The sequence below is a fragment of the Acidovorax sp. 93 genome (assembly GCF_003633835.1).
GTDB classification, from domain to species: domain Bacteria; phylum Pseudomonadota; class Gammaproteobacteria; order Burkholderiales; family Burkholderiaceae_C; genus Acidovorax; species Acidovorax facilis.
In genome coordinates this window covers 3,705,900-3,727,748 of record NZ_RBIT01000001.1, presented here as the reverse complement: position 1 = coordinate 3,727,748, position 21,849 = coordinate 3,705,900, and the positions used below count along the sequence as shown (strand labels likewise).

General features: G+C 67.3%; 21 protein-coding genes. 7 read left to right on the top strand and 14 right to left on the bottom strand.

Annotated features, from left to right (window positions below; translation table 11 throughout):
- The first annotated feature begins 1 nt into the window (after position 1).
- The 4 genes from ruvB to C8C93_RS16950 are packed head-to-tail and all read left to right on the top strand — an operon-like array spanning position 2 to position 4,373.
- On the top strand, positions 2-1,060 hold the full coding sequence (gene ruvB / locus C8C93_RS16965; RefSeq protein WP_055396394.1) for a Holliday junction branch migration DNA helicase RuvB: 1,059 nt from the start codon (positions 2-4) through the stop codon (positions 1,058-1,060).
- Positions 1,057-2,391, top strand: a complete 1,335-nt coding sequence (locus tag C8C93_RS16960; RefSeq protein WP_233559465.1) for an efflux RND transporter periplasmic adaptor subunit — start codon at positions 1,057-1,059, stop codon at positions 2,389-2,391. Before ruvB ends, C8C93_RS16960 begins: the two co-directional genes overlap by 4 nt.
- A gap of 6 nt (positions 2,392-2,397) precedes the next feature.
- Positions 2,398-3,636 (top strand): FtsX-like permease family protein, encoded by a 1,239-nt coding sequence (locus C8C93_RS16955; protein WP_121507661.1) that lies wholly within the window; start codon positions 2,398-2,400, stop codon positions 3,634-3,636.
- Positions 3,636-4,373, top strand: coding sequence for an ABC transporter ATP-binding protein (locus C8C93_RS16950; protein WP_121507660.1), 738 nt, complete (start codon positions 3,636-3,638; stop codon positions 4,371-4,373). Before C8C93_RS16955 ends, C8C93_RS16950 begins: the two co-directional genes overlap by 1 nt.
- A gap of 106 nt (positions 4,374-4,479) precedes the next feature.
- On the opposite strand, the gene C8C93_RS16945 is transcribed toward C8C93_RS16950, so the two are convergent.
- From C8C93_RS16945 to C8C93_RS16915, 7 genes are read right to left on the bottom strand one after another with little or no spacing between them, the layout of a single operon-like run.
- Positions 4,480-6,324 (bottom strand): lysoplasmalogenase family protein, encoded by a 1,845-nt coding sequence (locus tag C8C93_RS16945; RefSeq protein ID WP_233559464.1) that lies wholly within the window; start codon positions 6,322-6,324, stop codon positions 4,480-4,482.
- 36 nt (positions 6,325-6,360) lie between these two features.
- Positions 6,361-7,527 carry a DSD1 family PLP-dependent enzyme gene (locus C8C93_RS16940; RefSeq protein ID WP_121507659.1) on the bottom strand — a complete coding sequence of 389 codons (1,167 nt, stop codon included), beginning with the start codon at positions 7,525-7,527 and terminating at the stop codon, positions 6,361-6,363.
- The gene (locus tag C8C93_RS16935; protein ID WP_121507658.1) at positions 7,511-8,152 is read right to left on the bottom strand and encodes a histidine phosphatase family protein; all 642 of its coding nucleotides are present in this window, start codon (positions 8,150-8,152) and stop codon (positions 7,511-7,513) included. The genes C8C93_RS16940 and C8C93_RS16935 overlap by 17 nt, the downstream gene beginning before the upstream one ends.
- A 51-nt stretch (positions 8,153-8,203) precedes the next feature.
- Positions 8,204-8,821 carry a DUF4136 domain-containing protein gene (locus C8C93_RS16930; RefSeq protein ID WP_121507657.1) on the bottom strand — a complete coding sequence of 206 codons (618 nt, stop codon included), beginning with the start codon at positions 8,819-8,821 and terminating at the stop codon, positions 8,204-8,206.
- 55 nt (positions 8,822-8,876) lie between these two features.
- Positions 8,877-9,845: a tRNA 2-thiocytidine(32) synthetase TtcA gene (ttcA, locus tag C8C93_RS16925; protein WP_199727041.1), complete on the bottom strand. Its 969-nt coding sequence runs from the start codon at positions 9,843-9,845 to the stop codon at positions 8,877-8,879.
- A gap of 4 nt (positions 9,846-9,849) precedes the next feature.
- The gene (locus C8C93_RS16920; RefSeq protein ID WP_008907163.1) at positions 9,850-10,221 is read right to left on the bottom strand and encodes a dihydroneopterin aldolase; all 372 of its coding nucleotides are present in this window, start codon (positions 10,219-10,221) and stop codon (positions 9,850-9,852) included.
- A gap of 26 nt (positions 10,222-10,247) precedes the next feature.
- On the bottom strand, positions 10,248-11,033 hold the full coding sequence (locus tag C8C93_RS16915; protein ID WP_121507656.1) for an SDR family oxidoreductase: 786 nt from the start codon (positions 11,031-11,033) through the stop codon (positions 10,248-10,250).
- Between the two features lie 15 nt (positions 11,034-11,048).
- Between C8C93_RS16915 and C8C93_RS16910 the strand changes: the two genes are divergently transcribed.
- Positions 11,049-12,167 (top strand): class I SAM-dependent methyltransferase, encoded by a 1,119-nt coding sequence (locus C8C93_RS16910; protein WP_121507655.1) that lies wholly within the window; start codon positions 11,049-11,051, stop codon positions 12,165-12,167.
- A gap of 103 nt (positions 12,168-12,270) precedes the next feature.
- Here C8C93_RS16910 and eutC read toward each other — a convergent pair whose 3' ends face one another.
- The 6 genes from eutC to C8C93_RS16880 form a co-directional block, all read right to left on the bottom strand.
- On the bottom strand, positions 12,271-13,080 hold the full coding sequence (gene eutC, locus C8C93_RS16905) for an ethanolamine ammonia-lyase subunit EutC (RefSeq protein WP_121507654.1): 810 nt from the start codon (positions 13,078-13,080) through the stop codon (positions 12,271-12,273).
- Positions 13,081-13,222: 142 nt separating this feature from the next.
- The gene (locus C8C93_RS16900; RefSeq protein ID WP_121507653.1) at positions 13,223-14,617 is read right to left on the bottom strand and encodes an ethanolamine ammonia-lyase subunit EutB; all 1,395 of its coding nucleotides are present in this window, start codon (positions 14,615-14,617) and stop codon (positions 13,223-13,225) included.
- 26 nt (positions 14,618-14,643) lie between these two features.
- Positions 14,644-15,420, bottom strand: coding sequence for a DeoR/GlpR family DNA-binding transcription regulator (locus tag C8C93_RS16895; protein WP_121508836.1), 777 nt, complete (start codon positions 15,418-15,420; stop codon positions 14,644-14,646).
- A gap of 10 nt (positions 15,421-15,430) precedes the next feature.
- Positions 15,431-17,098 carry an ABC transporter permease subunit gene (locus C8C93_RS16890; protein WP_121507652.1) on the bottom strand — a complete coding sequence of 556 codons (1,668 nt, stop codon included), beginning with the start codon at positions 17,096-17,098 and terminating at the stop codon, positions 15,431-15,433.
- On the bottom strand, positions 17,095-18,102 hold the full coding sequence (locus C8C93_RS16885) for an ABC transporter ATP-binding protein (protein ID WP_108498518.1): 1,008 nt from the start codon (positions 18,100-18,102) through the stop codon (positions 17,095-17,097). Before C8C93_RS16885 ends, C8C93_RS16890 begins: the two co-directional genes overlap by 4 nt.
- 52 nt (positions 18,103-18,154) lie before the next feature.
- On the bottom strand, positions 18,155-19,180 hold the full coding sequence (locus C8C93_RS16880) for an ABC transporter substrate-binding protein (protein ID WP_121507651.1): 1,026 nt from the start codon (positions 19,178-19,180) through the stop codon (positions 18,155-18,157).
- Between the two features lie 217 nt (positions 19,181-19,397).
- On the opposite strand from C8C93_RS16880, the gene hisN reads away from it, so the two are divergent.
- Entirely contained in the window at positions 19,398-20,204 is an 807-nt protein-coding gene (gene hisN, locus C8C93_RS16875; protein ID WP_121507650.1) for a histidinol-phosphatase, read from the top strand.
- A gap of 32 nt (positions 20,205-20,236) precedes the next feature.
- On the top strand, positions 20,237-20,431 hold the full coding sequence (locus tag C8C93_RS16870; protein ID WP_055396419.1) for a DUF2905 domain-containing protein: 195 nt from the start codon (positions 20,237-20,239) through the stop codon (positions 20,429-20,431).
- 18 nt (positions 20,432-20,449) lie between these two features.
- Here the strand turns inward: C8C93_RS16870 and otsA are convergent, their stop codons facing one another.
- Positions 20,450-21,826, bottom strand: a complete 1,377-nt coding sequence (gene otsA / locus C8C93_RS16865) for an alpha,alpha-trehalose-phosphate synthase (UDP-forming) (RefSeq protein ID WP_121507649.1) — start codon at positions 21,824-21,826, stop codon at positions 20,450-20,452.
- Positions 21,827-21,849 lie beyond the last annotated feature (23 nt).

Genomic DNA, 21,849 nt, shown 5'->3' with positions numbered 1-21,849 from the left:
CATGACGATCCAGACCGACGACTTCGCCCCCGCCCCCGCAAAACGCGTCATTTCGGCCGTGCCCGCATCGCCCCAGGAGGAGGCGATCGAGCGCGCGCTGCGCCCCAAGCTCCTGCAGGAGTACGTGGGCCAGGCGAAGGCGCGCGAGCAGCTGGAGATCTTCATCGGCGCGGCGAGGAAGCGGGGCGAGGCGCTGGACCATGTGCTGCTGTTTGGCCCGCCTGGTCTGGGAAAGACCACGCTCAGTCACATCATTGCGGCTGAGCTGGGGGTCAACCTGCGCCAGACCAGTGGCCCTGTGCTCGAAAAGCCCAAGGACCTGGCAGCGCTGCTGACCAACCTCGAAAAGAACGACGTTCTTTTCATTGACGAGATCCACCGCCTGTCGCCTGTGGTGGAGGAAATTCTCTACCCCGCGCTGGAGGACTACCAGATCGACATCATGATCGGCGAGGGGCCTGCGGCGCGCAGCATCAAGCTCGACCTGCAGCCCTTCACGCTGGTGGGCGCCACCACACGTGCGGGCATGTTGACCAACCCGCTGCGCGACCGCTTTGGCATCGTGGCGCGGCTGGAGTTCTACACAGCCGAAGAGCTGGCCCGCATCGTCAAGCGCAGCGCGGGGCTGCTCAATGCGCCCATGGATGAAGAAGGCGGCTTTGAAATTGCCCGCCGCTCGCGCGGCACGCCCCGCATCGCCAACCGGCTGCTGCGCCGCGTGCGCGACTACGCCGAGGTCAAGGGCGACGGGCGCATCACCAAACCCATTGCCGACAAGGCGCTGGCCATGCTGGATGTGGACCCGCAGGGTTTTGACGTGATGGACCGCAAGCTGCTGGAGGCGGTCATCCACCGCTTTGACGGCGGCCCCGTGGGGCTGGACAACATTGCCGCCAGCATCGGGGAAGAGGCGGGCACCATCGAAGACGTGATCGAGCCCTACCTCATCCAGCAAGGCTTTTTGCAGCGTACGCCGCGTGGGCGCATTGCCACGCTGGCGGCGTTCCGACACCTGGGGGTGGCGCCGCCCAAGGCGGCTGGCGGGCTGTTTTCTGAATGACGGAAGGCACAGCGCATGGCAACCAGGGCAGATTTGTGAATAGGCGCTGGTTTGCTGTTGCGTTGGGCGCTGTCGTGCTGGTGGTGGCTGCCTTCACCGGGGTGATGGCGCTGCGTGGTCCGCAGGTCGATGCCCTGTTGGTGCAATCGGCGCCGCTGGTGCGCACGCTGCAGTTTTCGGCGCGCGTGGCCACGTTGTCGCGGGTGGATGTGGGCAGCACCGTCACCGGCCGCGTGGCCCAGGTGCAAGTGACAGAAGGCGCGCAGGTGCGCCGGGGCGACGTGCTGGTGCAGCTGGAGTCCGACGAGCTCGCGGCAGCGCTGGCGCAGGCCGTGGCGGCCGAGCGCCAGGCGCAGTCCCGCCTGGTAGGCCTGCGCAGTAGCGGCCGCAGCGCTGCACAGGCAGCGCGCGCACAGGCCAATGCCACCCTGCAAGCGGCCAGCGCCAGTCTGGCGCGGGTGCAGCAGCTGGTGGTCCAGGGGTTCTATAGCGTCGCGCAGCTCGATGAGGCGCAGCGCGCCGTCGATGTGGCCCAGGCGCAGCAATTGAGCGCGCAGGCACAGGTTCAGGCCAACGCCGATGCCGGCACTGACGTGGTCCAGGCGCAGGCGCAGCTGGCGCTGGCCCGGGCGGTCACGGTGGCGGCCCAGGCCCGCCTGGCGCAGACCACGCTGGTAGCCCCGGTCGATGCCCGCGTGCTGGTGCGCGACGTCGAGCCCGGGCAGATCGTGCAGCCTGGCAAGGCCTTGCTCAGCCTGGCGCTGGCCGGGCCCACCCAGCTGGTGGCACAGGTGGACGAACGTTTTCTGGACCAGTTGCTGCCGGGCCAAAAGGCCTCGGTGGTGGCCGATGCCTTTGCGGGCCAGCGCTTTGCAGCGCGTGTGCTCACCATCGCACCCTCGGTGGATGCCCAGCGCGGTGCCATCGAGGTGAAGTTTGCGCTGGAGCAGCAGGCCCCCGCCTTTCTGCGCGAGGACATGACCTTATCGGTCGAGGTAGAGACTGCGCGGCGCGAGCGGACCCTGGTACTGCCCCAGGCGGCCCTGCGCGGCCCGGTGGAGCGTGACCAGGCGACGGTGCTGGTGTTGCAGGAGGGGCGCGCCCAGGCCCGCCCCGTGCGGCTGGGGCTGCGCACACTGGACGCGGTCGAGGTGCTGGACGGCCTGGCCGAAGGCGACACCGTGCTGCGGGGCGGCGCCGTGCAGGCGGGCGACCGCGTACGTGCCCGCACGGTGGAGTGGAGTGCGGGCTCCGCCACAGCCGGTGCAGCCCAAGGTCGAGCGCAAGGTGCTGACGCCGGTGCTGCCCTCACCAACGCCATGGGCCGCTGAGCCGCCATGTGGAGCTGGCCTGGCTTCGAGTTGCGCGTGGCGCTGCGCTTTCTGCGCGAGGGCCGCATGCAGACCGTGCTCATCATCGTGGGGGTTGCGGCGGGGGTTGCGGTCATTGCCTACATCTCGGCGCTGATCAGCGGCTTGCAGTCGAACACCCTGGCCAAAACACTGGGCGCCCAGGCGCACATCACCCTGCGGGCGCCGGACGACCTGGTCATACCGGCAGCCCCTGCCTCGCCTGGCACCGCTGCGCTGACCGAAACCCAACCGCGTGCCCAGCGCCTGCGGTCCGTGGCCAACTGGCAGGCGCTGGTGCCGCTGTTGGAGCGCTTGCCCGAAGTCGCCGGGGTGTCGCCCATGGTGTCCGGCTCAGGCTTGGCGCTGCGCGGCGAGGCATCGCAGGCCATTGCCCTGATGGGCGTGGACCTGGATCGCTATGACCGCGTCGTGGGGCTGCGCTCCAAGGTGGTCAGTGGCACGGCGCGGTTGTCACCGGGCGAGGCCATCGTGGGGCGCGAGCTGGCCTCCGACCTGGGCGTGCGCGTGGGAGACCGCCTCACGGTGCAGACGGGCGGCGCGGGCGGCACGGTGAGTGATTCGGTGCGCGTCACCGCGCTGGTGGACCTGGGGGTGAAAGACCTGAACCGGCGCACCGTGATCGTGCCGCTGCGCACGGCGCAAAGCCTGCTGGCGCTGCCGGGTGGTGCCAGCCAGCTCGACCTGACCTTGAAGGACGTGTGGGTGGCACAGACCCTGGCGCGTGCGTTGCAAATGCAGTTCCCCTACAAGATCGAGAGCTGGCAAGAGAGCAATGCCCAGCTGGTGTCAGCGCTCAATGCGCAGTCCATCAGCACCTCCATCATCCGGGGCGTGGTGTTGGCGGTGGTGGTGCTGGGTATTGCCAGCGTGCTGGTGGTCTCGGTAGTGCAAAAGGGCCGGGAGATCGGCATCCTGCGCGCCATGGGCGCCACGCGGGGCCAGGTGCTGCGCGTGTTTCTGGTGCAGGGCGCCGTGGTGGGTGCGCTGGGCTCGGTGCTGGGCCTGCTGCTGGCGGTGGGGCTGATCTGGGTGTTCACGCATTTTGTGCGGGGCTCGGATGGCTTGCCGTTGTTTTCGATCGCGCTGCCGCTGGGCATGGCATTGCAGATTGCACTCATTGCTTCGGTGTGTGGTGTGCTGGCGGCGGTGGCGCCTGCGCGGCGGGCAGCGGCGCTGGACCCAGCACAAGCCATCAGGATGTGATGAACCAACCCGCCGCCCCCGAACTGATCACGCTCGATGCCGTGCGCAAGAGCTACAACCTGGGCCGCCCCAGCGAGGCCGAGGTGCTGCACGGCATCCAACTGCAGGTGCGCCGGGGCGAGTTCATCGCGCTGATGGGGCCTTCGGGCTCGGGCAAGAGCACGCTGCTCAACATCCTGGGCCTGCTCGAACGCATGACGACGGGCAGCTATCTGCTGGACGGCGAGGCGGTGCAGGGCCTGGACGATGCGGCCCTGACCCTGCGCCGGCGCAGCACCCTGGGCTTTGTCTTTCAGTTCCACCACCTGCTGCCTGCGTTCTCGGCGCTGGAGAACGTGACGCTGCCGGCCCTCATGGCCGAAGGCCGCGTCAGCCCCGCCCACCGCGATCACGCGCGCAGCCTGCTCGACGCCGTGGGCCTGGCCCAGGCCATGGACAAGCGCCCCGCAGAGCTGTCAGGCGGCATGCAGCAGCGCGTGGCCATTGCGCGCGCGCTGGTCATGAACCCGCCGCTGGTGCTGGCCGATGAGCCCACGGGCAACCTGGACACCGCGTCCTCTGCCGAAGTGTTTGCCCTGCTGCGCCGTATCCATGCCGAGCGGGGCACGAGTTTTGTCGTGGTCACGCACGACCCCCGGCTGGCCGCGCGCTGCGACCGGCTGGTGGAGCTGATCGACGGCCGGATTGCCCGCGACGAGGCCATCACTGTGGGCGTGGAGCCTGCGCCCAGTGGGTGAGCTGCAGGCAGGTGATTTGCTATCAAATAAATAGCTATTTGAGCTTGATGCTGAAGCGCTGGCGGCAATTTTGGCTAAAAAACCATCGCACAGAACACACAGGTGCTCAGGAGGAGCGTGAAGCCGTCCCTGGGGCGATGTTCGGAGCCCTGTCCCGAGCCATGTGCGTGCGGCCCTCTTCTCCGGTCACGCCCGTTCGCTGCACTGCGGTGGCAGGCACCGAGGCCTTGCTGTCCAGCCATCCACTGACGATCAGCGCCTGCGCCGCATAGTACGTGGCCAGCACCCAGACCTGCGCCATCGGCAGCGGCATAACAAACCGGTTGGTGGCCAGCAGCGAGTCGCTGAGCATGAAAAACCCGGCGCCGACCGCTACGAGCAGCGACGGCGCATCGCGCAACACCGTCGCCCGGCCGATGGCCTGGGCCGCCATCAGCGCGATCACCAGCACATAGGCCGCCACCGGCGCGCGCAGTGCAGGTGGCAGGCCACCCGCCCACAGAAAGGCGTACATGGCCACGCCAATGCCCAGTGTGGCGGCCAGCGCACCCCGGTGCGGAAACCACGCTTGCCCGCTTTTGAACAGCGCCACATAGAACAGATGCGCCACCAGAAAACTCACCAGGCCCGGGATGAAGAAGCCCTGGAACATGAGGAACACATCCCCGGCCAGCGATCCGGCCAGCGCGGCCGCGAGGAGAAGCAGGGTCTTTGGGTTAAATTGGCCTCTAGCGCTTGGCGAATAAGCACTGGCAGCTACCAAAACAAGAGCAAAAACCATCGTCAGCGGCTTGAACAGCCAATGCCATTCCATGAACCCCATCGCGCTGGTGGCGGTGGCCAGCGCGCCGCTTTGCAGCATCAGCGCCATCAGCGCGGTGATACGTCCCTGCATCACTGCGCCCAGCGACCATTGCACCGTCAGCAGCACCGCAAACCAGATGGCGTTGCGCGCCAGCGGCGCCGCATCTGCCTGCCAGAGAAAAGCCGCCACGCCCGCCAGCAGCAGCGCGAACTGCACCAGCGCAAACCACTGCGCGGCGCGCGACATCGGCGGGTGGTACAGCTGCATCTGTGCCATGCTGAAGGCGGGCTTGGGAAAGCGCTCTGCCACATCGGCAGGCCGCCAGCCCGGAGGCTTGACCCAGACCTTGAGCTTGTCGAGCCAGCTGCGCGCATGCCAGCTGTCATGTGCCAGCCCTGCGTACACCTGCGCATTGGCCCAGAGCGGGTCCCAGCTGTTCAGCAGGCCGCGCGTGCCGTACACACACTTCTCCTGGTCGTCTTCGTCCTTGAAGGTGCCAAAGACCCGGTCCCACAGGATCAGGATGCCGCCATAGTTCTTGTCCAGATAAGCGTCGTTCACCGCGTGGTGCACCCGGTGGTTGCTGGGGCTGCAAAACCAGCGGTCAAACCAGCCGAGCTTGCCCACCTGCTCGGTGTGCACCCAGAACTGGTAAAGCAGATCGATGAGCGCCACCACGCCAAACACCAGCGGCGGCACGCCCGCCAGTGCCATGGGCACATAAAAGATCCAGCCCAGCAGCGCGCCCGAGCTGGTCTGGCGCAGCGCGGTGGAGAGGTTGTAATCCTGGCTCTGGTGGTGCACCGCGTGCGCGGCCCACAACACGGCCGATTCATGCCCCATGCGGTGCAGCCAGTAGTAGCACAGGTCGTAGAACACCAGTGCCAGCAGCCAGCCGGGCAGGCTGGTCCAGAATGCATCGTTGCGCCACAGCGCCACGTGCTCGAACAGGGCCGTGTAGATGCCGATGCGCAGCAGCCGGGTGAACACTGCGCTGGTCTGGCTCAGCATGCCCAGACTGATGCTGCTGACGGCATCGGCCAGGCGGTAGGTGTTGCGCTGCCTTCTGTAGCCCACCGCCAGTTCGATGGCGATCAGCAAAAAGAAGACGGGGGTCGCAAGGACAATGATCTGGCTGGGGCTCATGGGGGACACCAAAATGTCCGCCGATTCTTGCCGCAATCAGGTCAGCGCGCCTCTGGCATCAACCCTGATGATGCGCTCCACAGTACCCGTCGCCAAACCGCCGCGCACGCCGATCAAAAAGTCGTGCAGGTTCACCGTCGGGTCGCAATGGCCCGGGATGAGCCAGAGCATATGGCCCAGGCTGGGCAGGCGGGCGTCGGGCGCGTCGGCATACAGCAGGCCGTGTTCATCACCACCGTTGGCGTAACGCAGGGTGCGGTCGGCCGGCAGCAGGGCCACGGTGGGCAGACCAGAGTCGATGGCGTGGCTCTTGTGGCCTGCGTCGCACACGGCGTGGGTGTCGCGCACCGACACCACCTGGGTCTTGACGTACAGCGCGTGTTCAAACGCGGGTTGTGCCGGTTCACGCTCGTTGCGGGCGTAGTCGGCATCCATGAACAAGAAAGAGCCCGCCTGCAGCTCGCCAAACACGCCGCTGGCAGCCTCGTGCACCAGGGTGCCGGTGCCTGATCCGGTGACCAGCGGCACGGGCAGCCCGGCGGCTTCGATGAGCTGGCGCGTGTAATCCGCCGCGCGCACCACGGCGGCGATGGTCTCGCGCCGACCCACGCTGCTGGCCAGGTGCTGCGCGCGGCCATGGTAGGCCTGCAGGCCCGCGAAACGCAGGCGGGGGCTGCGCGACACGGCCAGCGCCAGTGGCACGGCGGCTTCGCCCGGTGGCACGCCGCAGCGGCCCTGGCCCACGTCGATCTCCACCAGCACGTCGATGCCCGCATCGCTGCCAGATTGCGCCATGGCTTCGGCCAGGCGCTCAATGCCGTCGATGTGGTCCACGGCCACGCCCAGGCGCCCGCCACGCGCCGCCAGCTGGGCGGCCAGCCGCGCCACGCGGTGCAGCTTGGGCATGGCGATGACCTGGTTGGTGATGGTGATGTCATCGACCCCACCGGCGGCCAGCGCCTCCGCCTCGGCCACCTTCTGCACGCACACACCCTGGGCGCCCGCGCGTTGCTGCAGCAGCGCGATTTCTGCACTCTTGTGCAGCTTGGCGTGGGGGCGCCAGCGCACCTGGTGCTTACGCGCAAAGTCGGCCATGCGCTGGATGTTGCGGTCCATGGCGTCCAGGTCCACCACCAGGGCAGGGGTGTCGATAGCGTCCACCCGCTGGCCGATGGTGGATTGCAATTCAGGCGTGGTTTTCATCGCGCAGGACGATCTGGTCAAGGTGTTGGGTGTCTGCCCAGCCGACGAGGGTGAGGCCGTCGGGCGTCCACAGCAGGCGGTTGATGGCGGCGTTGGACAGTTGCCAGGTGCGCGGCGCCTGGATGTCCTGGCGCGTGGCCAGGCGGTACAACACATCGAGCACGCCACCGTGCGCCACCATCACCACCTGCTCGCCCACATGCTGCTGCGCCAGGACGGTCACGGTGTGTTCGATGCGCTCGCGCAGCGCGACGAGCGACTCGCCACCTTCGGGGGTGTAGTGCGGATCGCGCTTGCGCCAGCGCAGCGCGTCTTCGGGCAGCTCGGCCTCGATCTCGGCAAACGTGCGGCCCTGAAAGTGGCCAAAACTACGTTCGCGCAGGCCGGGATCGGCCACCAAAGGCGCGCCCGTGGTGCGGGCCACGGCCTGGGCCGTGGCGTGCGCGCGCTGCAGGTCGCTGGTGTAGATGGCGGCAATCGGTTCACCCACCAGTGCCTGGGCGACCTGATCGGCCTGCCACAGCCCGGTGTTGTTGAGCGGAATATCCAGGTGGCCCTGGATGCGGGTGTCCACGTTCCAGGCGGTTTCGCCGTGGCGGATGGCAATGATGCGGGTGGCGTGCATGTCAGTTTTCGATGGCGTTGGATGTAGCTCGCAGCCGCTCAGGGGAATGTCTCATTTTTGCGCCAGGGGCAGGCGCACCTGTCGAGGGCCCGGGGGTGGCTTTGGAAAGCCATCGAGTGCGGCGTCAAACAGCACACCATAGACTGCCGGGTCACTCACCCACACATCTTCGTGCACGGCCAAGGTTTCGTACACCACCGCCTGGGTGTTGGCGTCGCGCATCACGATGCTGACAGCGCGGCGGTGCAGGGGCGTTGGCTCGCCAAAGCGCCACATGCCATGCACGCCCCAGCCTCGGCCATACCAACCACCCACGCCCCAAGGGCCGGGGCCATACGCACCGTAGGGCCCGTAGGGGCTGAAAGGATCGTTGCGCGGCACCGTGTCAGCCTGCACGCCCAGTTGGACCCGCAGGCGGGGCGCGGCATCGTCGCGTTGCAGGCCGGCGCGTGCCAGGGACTGTTCTGCCAGTGCGGCGATAGCGTCAAACGATGGGGTTTGCTGCGAAGGCAGGCGTTCGATGCGGTAGGTGGCGGGTGCAGGCGCGGCCGCCAGGGTTGAGAAGCTCTGTACTTGCCCGTCGACCACGCGGGTGGTGCTGCAGCCCGCGAGCAAGGCGGTTGCCAAGCCCAGTATAAGAAGGGGAATCCATCGGCGTTGCGTTGTCATGGTCAGACGCTCCAGAAAAAGAAGTCTCCATGAGAGTGCCCCAGCTTGCCAGGGTTCACGACAGTTGCACCACCTGCACGCCGGGCAGCGTGGGCGAGGGCGCCACAAACTCTTCCTTGTCAAACGCCTTGTCGCCGTCTTCGCTGGCGATGCCCGTGGCCTTCGCGTTCTTGAAGTCGTACAGGCTGCCGTCCAGCAGGTGCGATGGCACCACGTTCTGCAGCGCATTGAACATGTTCTCCACCCGGCCCGGGAAGCGCTTTTCCCATTCGCGCAGCATCTCGCCCACCTGCTTGCGCTGCAGGTTCTCCTGGCTGCCGCACAGGTTGCACGGGATGATGGGGAAGTTGCGGTGCGCAGCCCAGCGGGTGGTGTCCTTCTCGGCCACGTAGGCCAGCGGGCGGATCACCACATGCTTGCCGTCGTCGCTGACCAGCTTGGGGGGCATGCTCTTCATCTTGCCGCCAAAGAACATGTTGAGCAGCAGCGTCTGCAGGATGTCGTCGCGGTGGTGGCCCAGCGCGATCTTGGTGCAGCCCAGCTCATCGGCCACGCGGTACAGAATGCCCCGGCGCAGGCGGCTGCACAGGCTGCAGGTGGTCTTGCCCTCGGGGATCAGCTTCTTGACGATGCTGTAGGTGTCTTCGTTCTCGATATGGAAGGGCACGCCGGTGCTGGCCAGGTATTCGGGCAGCACATGCTCGGGGAAGCCCGGCTGCTTCTGGTCCAGGTTCACCGCCACCAGGTCAAAGTGGATGGGGGCGCGGGCCTTGAGCTTGAGCAGGATGTCGAGCAGCGCATAGCTGTCCTTGCCGCCGGACATGCACACCATCACCTTGTCGCCTTCTTCGATCATGTTGAAGTCGACGATGGCCTTGCCGACCTCGCGGCACAGGCGCTTTTCCAGCTTGTGGGTTTCGCGCTCGATCTTCATGCGGGCGGCGCCGCTGGTGGCTTCGGTGCTTTCCTCCGTCCAGCCAGTGGATTGGGCGGAGGCTGGGGCTTCATTCAATACTGCGCTCATGGGGTCACCACTGTCCTGTCTCGATGCGAATGGCCACTTCGCAGTCGTCAAAAATTTCGAGTTTGGCAATCTTCACCCGCACCCCCAGCACGCCGGGCAGCTGCATGAGGCGGTTGGCCAGCTTGCCGATCAGGCTCTCCAGCAGGTTCACATGCTCTGCGGTGCACTCGTCGATGATGATCTGGCGCACACGGCGGTAGTCCAGCACATGGCCGATGTCGTCGTCGCGCGGGGCCAGCGGCTGCACGCCCAGGCTCAGTTCGGCATCGACCTGGATGGGCTGCGGGTCGGTCTTTTCATGGTCGAGGATGCCCAGGTTGGCGTCAAAGCGCAAACCGGTGAGCGTGAGGATCTGGGTGCCTGCAGCGGTGGTCATGAATAGGTCCTGGAGTGAGCGGGCGCTCACATCAAAGAGAAATCGCGGTCAAACTTCATCAGATGCTGGCCACCGTCGACCAGCAGCGTGGTGCCGGTCATCGACCGGTTCTCCAGCGCAAACTTCACCGCACTCGCCACGTCCTCGGCGGTGGATGAGCGGCCCAGCGGGGAGAGGGCATGCAACTGGGCAAACTTTTCGTCGCTGAGCATGTGGCTGGTCAGCGTGAGGCCCGGCGCCACGCCCACCACGCGCACGCGCGGCGCCAGGGCGATGGCCAGCATGGTGCCCGCAGCTTCGAGTGCAGCCTTGGAGAGCGTGTAGCTCACAAAATCGGGGTTCTGGTTCCAGAGCTTCTGGTCCAGCAGGTTGACCACGGCGCCCTGCGCGTCGGCCTCGCCCTGGGCCACGCGGTCGGCCACATGCTGGTGCAGGGCCTGGGCCAGCAGCACGGGGGCGGCGGTGTTGCTGCGCAGGTGTTTTTCGAGCGCGGCAAAACCAAAGGTGGCGGCGTTGTCATGCTCGAACAACGAGGCGCTGTTGACCACCGCATCCACACGGCCAAAGTGCGCCACCACGCGGGGCAACAAGCCGCGCACCGCAGCCTCATCCTCAAAATCAGCATCAAAATGGGCGCTGGCGCTTGTCAGTTGTGCGCAAGCAGCTACCGTATCGATAGCATCCTGCTCGGACGATCGGTAGTGCACCGCCACCTGCCAGCCACCCGCCGCCAGAGCCAGCGCAATGCTGCGGCCCAGGCGCTTGGCGGCGCCTGTGACCAGAACGGTGCGTGGGTGGGAGGGAGTAGGCATGTGGGCTGGGAGACAATGCGGGCCGTGACCCAAAGACCCGACAGTTTAACGACCCCCCTGCACCAGCACATCACCCAGGCCATTGCCGCCGAGGGCGGATGGCTGGGTTTTGACCGCTTCATGGCCTTGGCCTTGTACACGCCCGGCCTGGGCTACTACGCCAACGGTTCCACCAAGTTCGGCGCCATGCCCGAGTCCGGCAGCGACTTTGTGACCGCGCCCGAGATGACCCCACTGTTCGGCCAGACGCTGGCCGTGCAGGTGGGTGAAGCCCTGGCCCAAACCGGCACCGACGAGGTCTGGGAGTTCGGCGCTGGCTCGGGCGCGCTGGCCCTGCAGCTGCTGGATGCGTTGGGCGATCAGGTGCAGCGCTACACCATCGTCGACCTGTCGGGCAGCCTGCGCGCGCGCCAGCAGGCCAAGCTGGTGGCGCACGCCCACAAGCTGCGCTGGGTGGATGCCTTGCCTGAGAAATTCAGCGGCGTGGTGGTGGGCAACGAGGTGCTCGATGCCATGCCCGTGCAGCTGCTCGCCCGCCACGGCGGCCAGCAGGGCGGTGTGTGGCACGAACGCGGCGTGGTGGTGGCCGAAGACGGCCACTTTGCCTGGGCCGACCGCCCCACCGACCTGCGCCCGCCCATCGACATCGAAGGCCCGCAGGATTACCTGACCGAGATCCACGCCCAGGGCGAAGGCTTCATGCGCATGCTGGCCGACCGGCTCACGCGCGGTGCAGCCTTCTTGCTGGACTATGGATTTGGCGAAGACGAGTACTACCACCCCCAGCGCCACATGGGCACCGTGATGTGCCACCAGGGCCACCTGGCCGATGGCGACCCGCTGGTGGCGGTGGGGCTCAAGGACATCACCGCCCACGTCAACTTCACCGCCATGGCGCTGGCCGCGCAAGAGGCGGGCCTCAATGTGCTGGGTTACACCACGCAGGCGCATTTCCTCATCAACTGTGGCTTGCTCCCCAAAATGGAGCTGCTACCACAAGCGGGACGGGCGACAGCGGCCAAATTGATCATGGAACAAGAGATGGGCGAGCTGTTCAAGGTGCTGGCCGTGGGGGCAGGCGAGCCCTGGGAACCCGTGGGGTTTGCGCACGGGGACCGGTCGCACCGGTTGTGATCCAGGTTTCGTGTGCTTCGAGAAAGATAGCTGCAGGCGCTTGGTGGGCAAGCGCTAGAGCCGAATTTGGCTTGAAGTTTTCTTGGCTTCGACCGGTTCAGGTTCAGTCTGAACGGTCGGAGATCTGGTGGGAGCTCCCCGCCACCAGCGTCATCCCATCGCTGCGGTCCTTCAGCCCCACCCCCGTCAGCCCCAGTTGCCGCGCCTCCTGGCACAGCCACCACAGGCGCGCAGCGGCAGCGGCGGGGGGCAATCCCTCGGGCCGCACGTTGGAGATGCAGTTGCGCTGCGCATCGTTGCGGCCCACCTGCGGGTGCCAGGTCAGGTAGATGCCCAGGCTGTCGGGCGAGCTGAGGCCCGGCCGCTCGCCGATCAGCACCGCCACCAGGCGCGCGCCCAGCAGTGCGCCCACCTCGTCACCCAGCGCCACGCGGGCCTGCTGGGCAATCACCACGGGGCCCAGCTGCCAGCCGGCGGGCGCCTGTTGGCGAATCGCGTCGATGAGCGGCGGCGCCTGCCGGGCCACAGCCAGGGACGAGAGGCCGTCGGCCACCACCAGCAGCAGGTCCACGGGACGGCCGCCGCCGTGCTGATCGCCCAGGGCGCGCAGCGCTTGTGCATCGGCGTCGCACAGGCGCCGGCCCAGGTCGGGGCGCAGCAGGTACGTAGCGCGGTCGGGGGCGGCGCTGTGCACGGGGAGCATTGCGCAGCCCTGGGCCTGCAGCTGGGTGGCCAGCGCTTCGGCGTCCAGCGGGATGTGTACGGCATCGCGCGCCTGCGCATGGGCCAGGCCAAAACGCAGCAGCTCGGCCGTGGGCAGGGCTGCGCCCGCACGCCCCAGGGCCAGGCGCGCCTGGGTGTGGGCGCGCAGGTCCTCCCAGGGGTCGGGAGGAATACCAAGTGTCGCGTTCATTGGGAGCCTCTCGGTTGCGTGATCCATTGCGCTGCATTGGGTCCGCGATGCGCAAAACTGGCACGGCGAACGCCAGGGACGCCGAGCAAGGGCCGCCCCGCAGTGAGGGCGTCGTCCCCTGGGGGAGGGCGCCGAAGGCGACTCAGGGGGAGCATTTCAATTGCCGCATCTGTGCCAGCGCCGGGTGTTGATCGTGGGCAGGCAGCAGGCGTCCGCCTGCATCGGTGATGTGCATGCGCTGCAGCCAGGCGCCAAACTCGGGTGCGCACTGCAGGCCCAGCACCTCGCGCAGATACAGCGCGTCGTGGAACGAAGTACTCTGGTAGTTGAGCATGATGTCGTCCGCCCCCGGCACGCCCATGATGAAAGTCAGGCCCGCCGTGCCCAGCAGCGTCATCAGTGTGTCCATGTCGTCCGAGTCGGCCTCGGCATGGTTGGTGTAGCAGACATCACAGCCCAGCGGCACGCCCAGCAGCTTGCCGCAGAAGTGGTCTTCCAGGCCCGCGCGGATGATCTGCTTGCCGTCGTACAGGTACTCGGGACCGATGAAGCCGACCACCGTGTTGGTCAGCAGTGGCGCAAACGCGCGGGCGACGCCATACGCCCGCGCCTCGCAGGTCTGCTGGTCCACGCCGTGGTGCGCGTTGGCCGACAGGGCACTGCCCTGGCCGGTCTCGAAATACATCACGTTGTCGCCCAGGGTTCCACGCTGCAGTGAAAGCGCCGCATCGCGCGCCTCCTTCAGCAGCGCGAGCGAAATGCCAAAGCTTGCATTGGCCGCCTCCGTGCCCGCGATGGACTGGAACACCAGGTCCACCGGTGCGCCTTGCTCCACCATCTGAATCGTGTTGGTCACATGCGTGAGCACACACGACTGCGTGGGGATCTGCAGCCGCTCGATCACGTCTCCCAGCATGTGCACCAGTCCGGTCAGGGCGGCGATGCTGTCGGTGGCCGGGTTCACGCCAATCACCGCGTCGCCCGCGCCGTACAGCAGGCCGTCGATCATCGACGCCGCAATGCCGCGCAGGTCGTCCGTGGGGTGGTTGGGCTGCAGCCGAACGGCCAGGTGGCCGGGCAGGCCGATGGTGTTGCGAAACCGCGTGACCACGCGGCATTTGCGCGCCACGGCGATCAAGTCCTGGTTGCGCATGAGCTTGCTCACGGCCGCCGCCATCTCGGGCGTGATGCCGGGTGCCACGGCGGCGAGCATGGCGCTGTCGGTGCCGTGGGCCAGCAGCCAGTTGCGGAAGTCCCCCACGGTGAGGTGGGCGAGGGGCGCGAACGCGGCGGCGTTGTGGGTGTCGAGGATGAGGCGCGTGACCTCGTCGCTTTCGTAGGGGATGAGCGCCTCGCTCAGAAAGCGCGACAGGGGAATGTCGGCCAGGCACAGGCGCGCGGCCATGCGCTCCACAGCCGATGTGGCTGCCACACCTGCCAGGGCGTCGCCCGAGCGCAGCGGCGTGGCCTTGGCCATCACCTCCCGCAAGTCGCTGAACTGCCAGCGCTCGCCGCCAATGGTGTGCTGGTAGGCCATGGTGCGTTCTGCCCCCTGTGAATGCCTCAGGCCACTACGATGTGACAGCCCGCTGCCTGCAGTGCCGAGAAGGCGGGCAAGGACCGGGCACCTGCGTCGGTGACCAGCGTGCCCACGTCGGCCAGGCTGGCATAGGTCACGCGGCTGGCTTGTCCCACCTTGCTGTGGTCGGCCAGCAAGATCAGCTCCTTGGCCTGCGCAGCCATGGCGCGGGCCACGGCGGCCTCATGGTGTTCAAAGCTGGTGGCGCCGCTGTGCACGCTGATGCCCACGGGCGAGAGCAGCGCCACATCGGCGCGGTAGCGGTGGATTTCGGCCACGGTGGTGTCGCCGTGCGTGGCCTGCACGGCAGGGTCGGTGCGGCCTCCGAGCAGGATCACGTCGTTGCGCGCGCTGCGCCCGGCGTCGGCTGCCGCCAGCTTGAGCGCCACGTTCAGCCCGTTAGTAATGATGGTCAGGCCCGACAGGCTGGACAACGCTTCGGCCAGCAGGGTAGTGGTGCTGCCCGCATCAATGAACAGCGTTTGCCCCGGCTGCAGCAGCTGCAGGGCGGCGCGGGCGATGGCGCGTTTTTCGCGCTCGCGCACCGCCTGGCGCACGGCCAGCGGGGGTTCGGGCTCTGGCCCCTGTGCCACCACGCCCCCGTGCACGCGCCGCAGAATGCCCTGCGACTCCAGCGCGAGGATGTCGCGGCGCACGGTTTCGCGGGACACATCCAGGTCTTGCGCAATGCGCTCCGTGCTCACCCGCGAGAGCGTGGACAGCAGGGTGCGGATGCGGAGGAAACGTTCTTCTTGCAGCATGGTGGCGATGTTAGGCGGGCTTGGAGCCAGGTTTTCGGCGCTGCGTGCCAAAGTGCAGCAGCAACGCCAGCGACCCCACCACCGCCATGATGCAGGTAGAGAACGCTGCCGCCTGCGAGGTCAGCCCCGCTTCATCCAGACGCATCACCGTCACCGCCCCCATGGGCAGCGAGGGCGTGATGAGGAAGATAACCGCCGACAGCGTGACCATGGAGCGCATGAACAAGAACACCAGCACCGCCAGCAGCGTAGGCAGCAGCGCGGGCAGGTACACATCGCGCAGCACGCGGGCGGTGCTACCGCCCAGCACGGTGGTGGCGTCTTCCAGCGTGGTGGGCACGTTGCGCATGCCGGTCATCATGGTCATGAAGCCCTGCGTGTGGTAGTGGTAGTAGTTGCACAGCGCCAGCAAGATGGCCGTGCCATACAGCATGCCCCAGGGCCAGGTAGCGGTGTTGAAGGTGAACACATAGGCCAGCCCCAGCACCAGCCCAGGCACGCCCACCGGCAAGGCCGACAGTGCCGTGGCTGCCTGCGCCAGCCGCCCCGGCAGGCGGCGGATGCCAAAACACAGCACAAACAGCATCGCCGTGCCCACGCTGGCGGCCAGGGCCGACACCCAGACGGAGGTCCACAGCGGCGCATAGCCGCCCGCAATGGTGATGTCGTAGTGCTTGAGCGTGAGGTCCAGCCGGTAGGGCCACAGCCGGATGAAGCTGGCCACCACCACCGTGAGCACCAGGGCCACGATGCTGCACGCAATGCCCATGCAGGCGATGAAGAATGCGGTATCGCGCCCCGGGCGGCGGGTGGGCGTGGGCGGCAGGGCCGATTCGGCCCCCGCACCGGCGCGCTGTGCGGCCATGCGTTCGATGAACACCGACACCGCGGCGGGCGCCAGCAGCAGCATGCCCACCACCGCGCCCATGCCGAACTTCATCTGCCCGCTGACCTGGTTGTAGATCTCGGTGGCCAGCACGGCAAAGTTGCCGCCAATGACCACGGCGTTGCCAAAGTCGGTGATGGTGATGGTGAACACCACAAACCCCGCGCTCAGCAGGCCGTAGCGGGCCTGCGGCAGCGTGATGTCGCAAAACTGCCGCCACGGCGTGGCGCCCAGCACCTCGGCGGCGTCGTACTGCCGGGCATCGCCCTGGCGCAACGCGGTTCGCACGATGAGCACGGCCTGCGGCAGCGCATAGAGCACGTCCGCAATCAGCAGACCCCAAAAGCCATAAATCTCGGGCCGCACACCCAGCATCTTGCCCACGATGCCGTTGCGCCCCAGCAGGAAGATCAGGCCCAGCCCCAGCACCAGCGAGGGCGCCAGCATGGGCAGGGCCAGTGCCCCGGCCACAAAGCGGCGGCCCGGCATGCCGGTGCGCTCCAGCCCAAACGCCACCACAAAGGCCAGCACCAGCGTGACGGCCGTGGTTACGGCGCCCAGCAGCAGACTGTTGGCCAGGGCCCGCCACACGCCCGGGGTGTCGAGCAGCGCGGCGTAGTTGCCCCAGCCGATGCCGCCCGTGTCCTGCACCAGGCTGCGCCAGGCAATGGCCAGCATGGGCACGCCAAAGAACAGCACCAGCGCGGCCAGCGGCAGCAGCAGGCAGGCGCGCAGCAGCCAGCGTTCGCTGGCGTGCATGGGTGGCAGGTGGGGGGCGGCAGTGGTGCTCATGCGTGCACCCAGGCGCAGTCCTGTGCGCTCACCGAGATGTCCACGTTCTGGCCCGCCTCCCAGGTGCTGGCGCTGCTGGATTCGGCCAGCAGGTCCAGGTCGTTCCAGCGCAGCTGCACCCGCTGGATGCTGCCCAGGAAGGTGGTGCCGGTGACGCGGCCCGCACCCTGCGCGCTGGCTTGCAGCTGCAGGCGTTCGGGGCGGATGCACAGCAGGGCCGATTCGGGCGCCATGCCTTCGGGGGCCCCGCCCAGCGCGGGCTGCAGCAGCCGTGCCTGGGCGGGCGGCAGCAGGTTGCTGTGTCCCATGAAGTTGGCCACGAAGCGGGTGCGCGGTGCCAGGTACAGCTCGCGCGGCGAGCCCGCCTGTGCAATGCGCCCACCCTGCATGCAGACGATGCGGTCGGCCATGGCCAGGGCTTCTTCCTGGTCGTGCGTGACCATGATGGTGGGAATGCCCAGGCGGCGCTGCACCTCGCGCAGCTCATGGCGCAGGTCGGCGCGCACGCGGGCGTCCAGGGCCGACAGGGGTTCGTCGAGCAGCAGCAGCGAAGGGTTCACCGCCAGGGCCCGCGCTATGGCCACGCGCTGCTGCTGGCCGCCCGACAGTTGCGCCGGGTAGCGCCCGCCATAGTCGGCCAGCTTCACCATGTCCAGCAGCTCGGCCGTGCGCGCCTGCACCACGTCGGGCGGTGTGCGGCGGATGGCCAGGCCGTAGCCCACGTTCTGCGCCACCGTCATGTGCGGGAACAGCGAGTACGACTGGAACACGATGCCAAAGCCCCGGTCGCGCGCCGGCAGCGTGGCCAGGTCGCGCCCGCCCAGCGTGATGCGGCCGCCATCGGCAGGCAGCAGCCCCGCGATGATGCGCAGCAGCGTGGTCTTGCCGCAGCCGCTGGGGCCCAGCAGGCACACGAACTCCGAGGCGCCCACGGCGAGGTGGATGCGTTCGAGCGCGACCTGGCCGTCAAAGCTCTTGTGCAGGTCGGTGATCTGCAGGGACATGGTGTGTGGTCCTCGGGGAGTGCGGTTCAGTGCAGCGGTTCGGTACAGCGGCTCAGCGGCCGATGGTCTTTTGCCAGGTGCCCAGGATCGCGTCGCGTTCCTTGGCGGACTTGGCGAAGTCCATGGGGTAGAGCACCTTGGAGAGGTCGGCGGGCAGGCCTGCCGCCGCAGCGGCCTTGGATTGCGGCACGCCGGGCACGGTCACGATTTCCTTGTACTTGGTGTAGAGCTGTGCTGCGCCGGGCGACAGCGTCCAGTCCAGAAAGCGCTTGGCGTCGGCCTTGTTCTTGGAGCTGGCCATCAGGCCCGAGGCTTCCAGCTCATAGCCCGCGCCGTCGGTGGGGATCACCATCTTGACCGGATAGCCCTCGTCCACCGACTGCATGGCCGCAAACGCCAGCGAGGTGCCAATTGCAAACTCACCCGCCCGCGCGGCCTTGCAGGGGCGCGAGCCCGACTTGATGTACTGCGCCACGTTGCCGTCCATGGCCTTGATGAGCTTCCAGCCCTCGTCATTGCCGCGCGACTGGATCAGCGCGGCAATCTGCAGGTAGCCCGTGCCCGAGGACACCGGGTTGGGCATGACGACCTCGCCCTTGTAGGCGGGGTTGGTGAGGTCCTTCCACGACGTGGGCATGGGCAGCTTCTTGGCCTTGAGCACCTCGGTGTTCACGCAGAACGCGGCCATGTAGCCGGTGGTGGTGAACCATTTGCCATCGGCGGCCTTGTCCTTGGCGGCCAGCTTGTCGCTGCCCTTGGGGCTGTAGGGCTCCAGCAGGGCGGTGATGCGCGGGTCCAGCGTATTGGTCAGCGCCCAGCCCCAGATCACGTCGTGCTGCGGGTTGGCAGCTTCGGCCAGGATGCGCGCACCCAGGTCGCCGGTGGACAGGCGCAGCACCTTCACGTCCACATCGGGAAGGTCCTTTTTGGCGGCGGCCAGGTATTCCTTGATCTCGTCTTCTTCGAGCGCGGTGTAGGCCGTGACGGTGCCCGCCTGGGCGGCGGTCAGCCCGCAGGCCAAGGCGCCCAGCACGGGCAGCAGGCGCAGGGCGGCAAAGAGGGAGGAGCGAGTGCGCATGAATTTCTCCAGAACGGTGCGTTGCCAAAAAACAGTGCGGGGTCACCGCAGGCCAGGGGGTTTGTTCACCAAAGTTGTGCGTTTTATTGCACTTGCGCAAATTATTGTTTTTGCACGAAAATGCACAAGCACTAAATATGCCAACCCGCTCATGCCGAGCGGAAGGCCCTTTTTCATTGCCCAACCTCTGCCCGGACCTCTTCCCTTGACCCTTCCCATGAACACTTTGCCAACCCCCGTTTCCCCCTTCCTGGCCCTGGCGCACGCCCTGGCCGATGCGGCCCGTGTCCACTCGCTGCGGTACTTCCGCACCCCGCTGGATGTGCTGACCAAATCGGACGAGAGCCCGGTCACCATTGCCGACCGCGAGGCCGAGGCCGCGATGCGCGCGGTGCTGCAGGCGCAGGCGCCCACGCACGGCATCCTGGGCGAGGAGCATGGCCGCGAGCGGCTGGACGCCGAGTACGTGTGGGTGATCGACCCCATCGACGGCACCAAGAGCTTCATCACCGGATCGCCGCTGTGGGGCACGCTGGTGGCCCTGCTGCACCAGGGCCAGCCCGTGCTGGGGCTCATGGATTTGCCGGTGCTGGGTGAGCGCTGGACGGGGCTGGCAGGCCAGCTGACGCAGTGCAATGGCCAGCCTGTGCGGGCCAGCGGGTGTGAACAACTGGCGCAGGCCCGCATCTACACCACATCGCCGGATGCCTTTGGTGCGGCCGACTGGCAGTGTTTTGATGCGCTGAGCCGCCAGTGCGCGCTGCGGCGGTTTGGTGGCGACTGCTATGCCTATGCCCAACTGGCGGGCGGGCATGTGGACCTGGTGGTGGAGGCGGGGCTGCAGCCGTACGACTACCTCTCGCTGGTCTGCCTGGTGGAGGGCGCGGGCGGGCGCATTACCGACTGGCAGGGCCGCGCGCTCACGGTGGCATCGGATGGGCGCGTGGTGGCGGCTGCCACGCCGCAGTTGCATGCCCAGGCGCTGGCCCTGCTGGCTGACCGGGTCGACCGGGCCACGGCGTAGCCGAATGCGGTGGCGCCTACACTCGGCGCACCATGTTCCGCTGGCTCCTCGTCATTCTCCTGGCCCTGATGTTCATCAGCTGGCTCACACCGCTGCTGCGCCGCCTGGGCTTTGGGCGCCTGCCGGGGGACTTCCGGTTTCGCTGGCTGGGGCGCGACTGGGATGTGCCGCTGGCGTCCACGCTGCTGCTGAGCTTTGTGGTCAGCCTGATCACCAAGCTGTTGTAACGGGCCGCAGCTGGGCGGCTACCCCGCCGCCTGCAATGCGTCCAGAAACGCCTTGCGCCACCAGTGCACGTCGTGCTGGCGTATACGGGCCATCAGCTTTTGATGGCGCGCCTGCCGCTCCACCAGCGGCATCTGCAATGCCTGCTGGATGCTGTCGGCCATGCCTTGGGTGTCGTAGGGGTTCACCAGCAGCGCTTCTTTCAGCTGCTCGGCCGCACCGGCAAAGCGTGACAACACCAGCACGCCCGGGTCGTCCGGGTCTTGCGCCACCACGTACTCCTTGGCCACCAGGTTCATGCCGTCGCGCAGTGGCGTGACCAGCCCCACGGCGGCGGCGCGGCACAGGCCCGGAACCCGCTTGCGGGCCACCATACGGTGGATGTAGCGCACGGGCATCCAGTCCAGTTCGCCGTAGTCGCCGTTGACAGCGCCACACAGACCTTCCAGCTCCTGGCGCAGGTCGGCATAGGCGTTGACGTCGTCGCGCGTGGGCGAGGCGATCATGATGAGCGTGGCGCTGTCGCGGTTTTCCGGGTAGCGGTCCAGCAGTTCGCGAAAGGCCCGCACACGTTGCGGAATGCCCTTGGAGTAGTCGAGCCGGTCAATGCCCAGCAGCAGGCGCCTGCGTGAATACTCGTCGCGCATGTTCTCGTAGGTTTCCACCGCGTCGGGCGCGTGCGTGAGGCGTGTGAATTCGTCCACGTCGATGCCGATGGGAAAGGACTGCACCACCACGGTGGCTCCAAACGCGCGCACGCGCTTTTCGTCCACCTCTTCCGCGCTGCCTTCGTTGCGCACATAGCGCGTGAAATGCGACACGTCGGCCTCGCTCTGCAGACCCACCAGGTCGTAGGCAAACAGCGAGCGCATCAGCCACTCATGCTGCGGGATGGCCGCCATGATGAGCGGCGGCGGCATGGGAATGTGCAGAAAGAACCCGATGCGCTGCTTGCAGCCCATGGCCCGCAGCTCGGCCGCCAGCGGGATCAGGTGGTAGTCGTGCACCCAGATCACGTCGTCGTCGCGCAGCAGCGGCAGCAGCTTGCGCGCAAACATCTGGTTTACGCGGCGGTAGCCCGCGATGTAGCTGGCGTTGAAGTCGGCCAGGTCCAGGCGGTAATGGAACACCGGCCACAGCACGCTGTTGCTGTAGCCGTGGTAGTAGCTGTCGTGGTCTTCGCGGCACAGGTCCACGGTGGCCAGGGTGACGGCACCTGCCTGTCGGGTGTGCAGTTCGCCCTCGCCGGGTGTGCCGCCTTCGACCACGGTGCCGCTCCAGCCGAACCAGAGGCCCCCGGTCTGGTTCAGGGCTTCGCCCAGGGCGACGGCCAGGCCGCCGGCGGCGGGTTTTCGAGGGTCTGCAAGGCGGTTGGAGATGACAACAAGACGGCTCATGGGTTCATCATCGTTGTGGATCG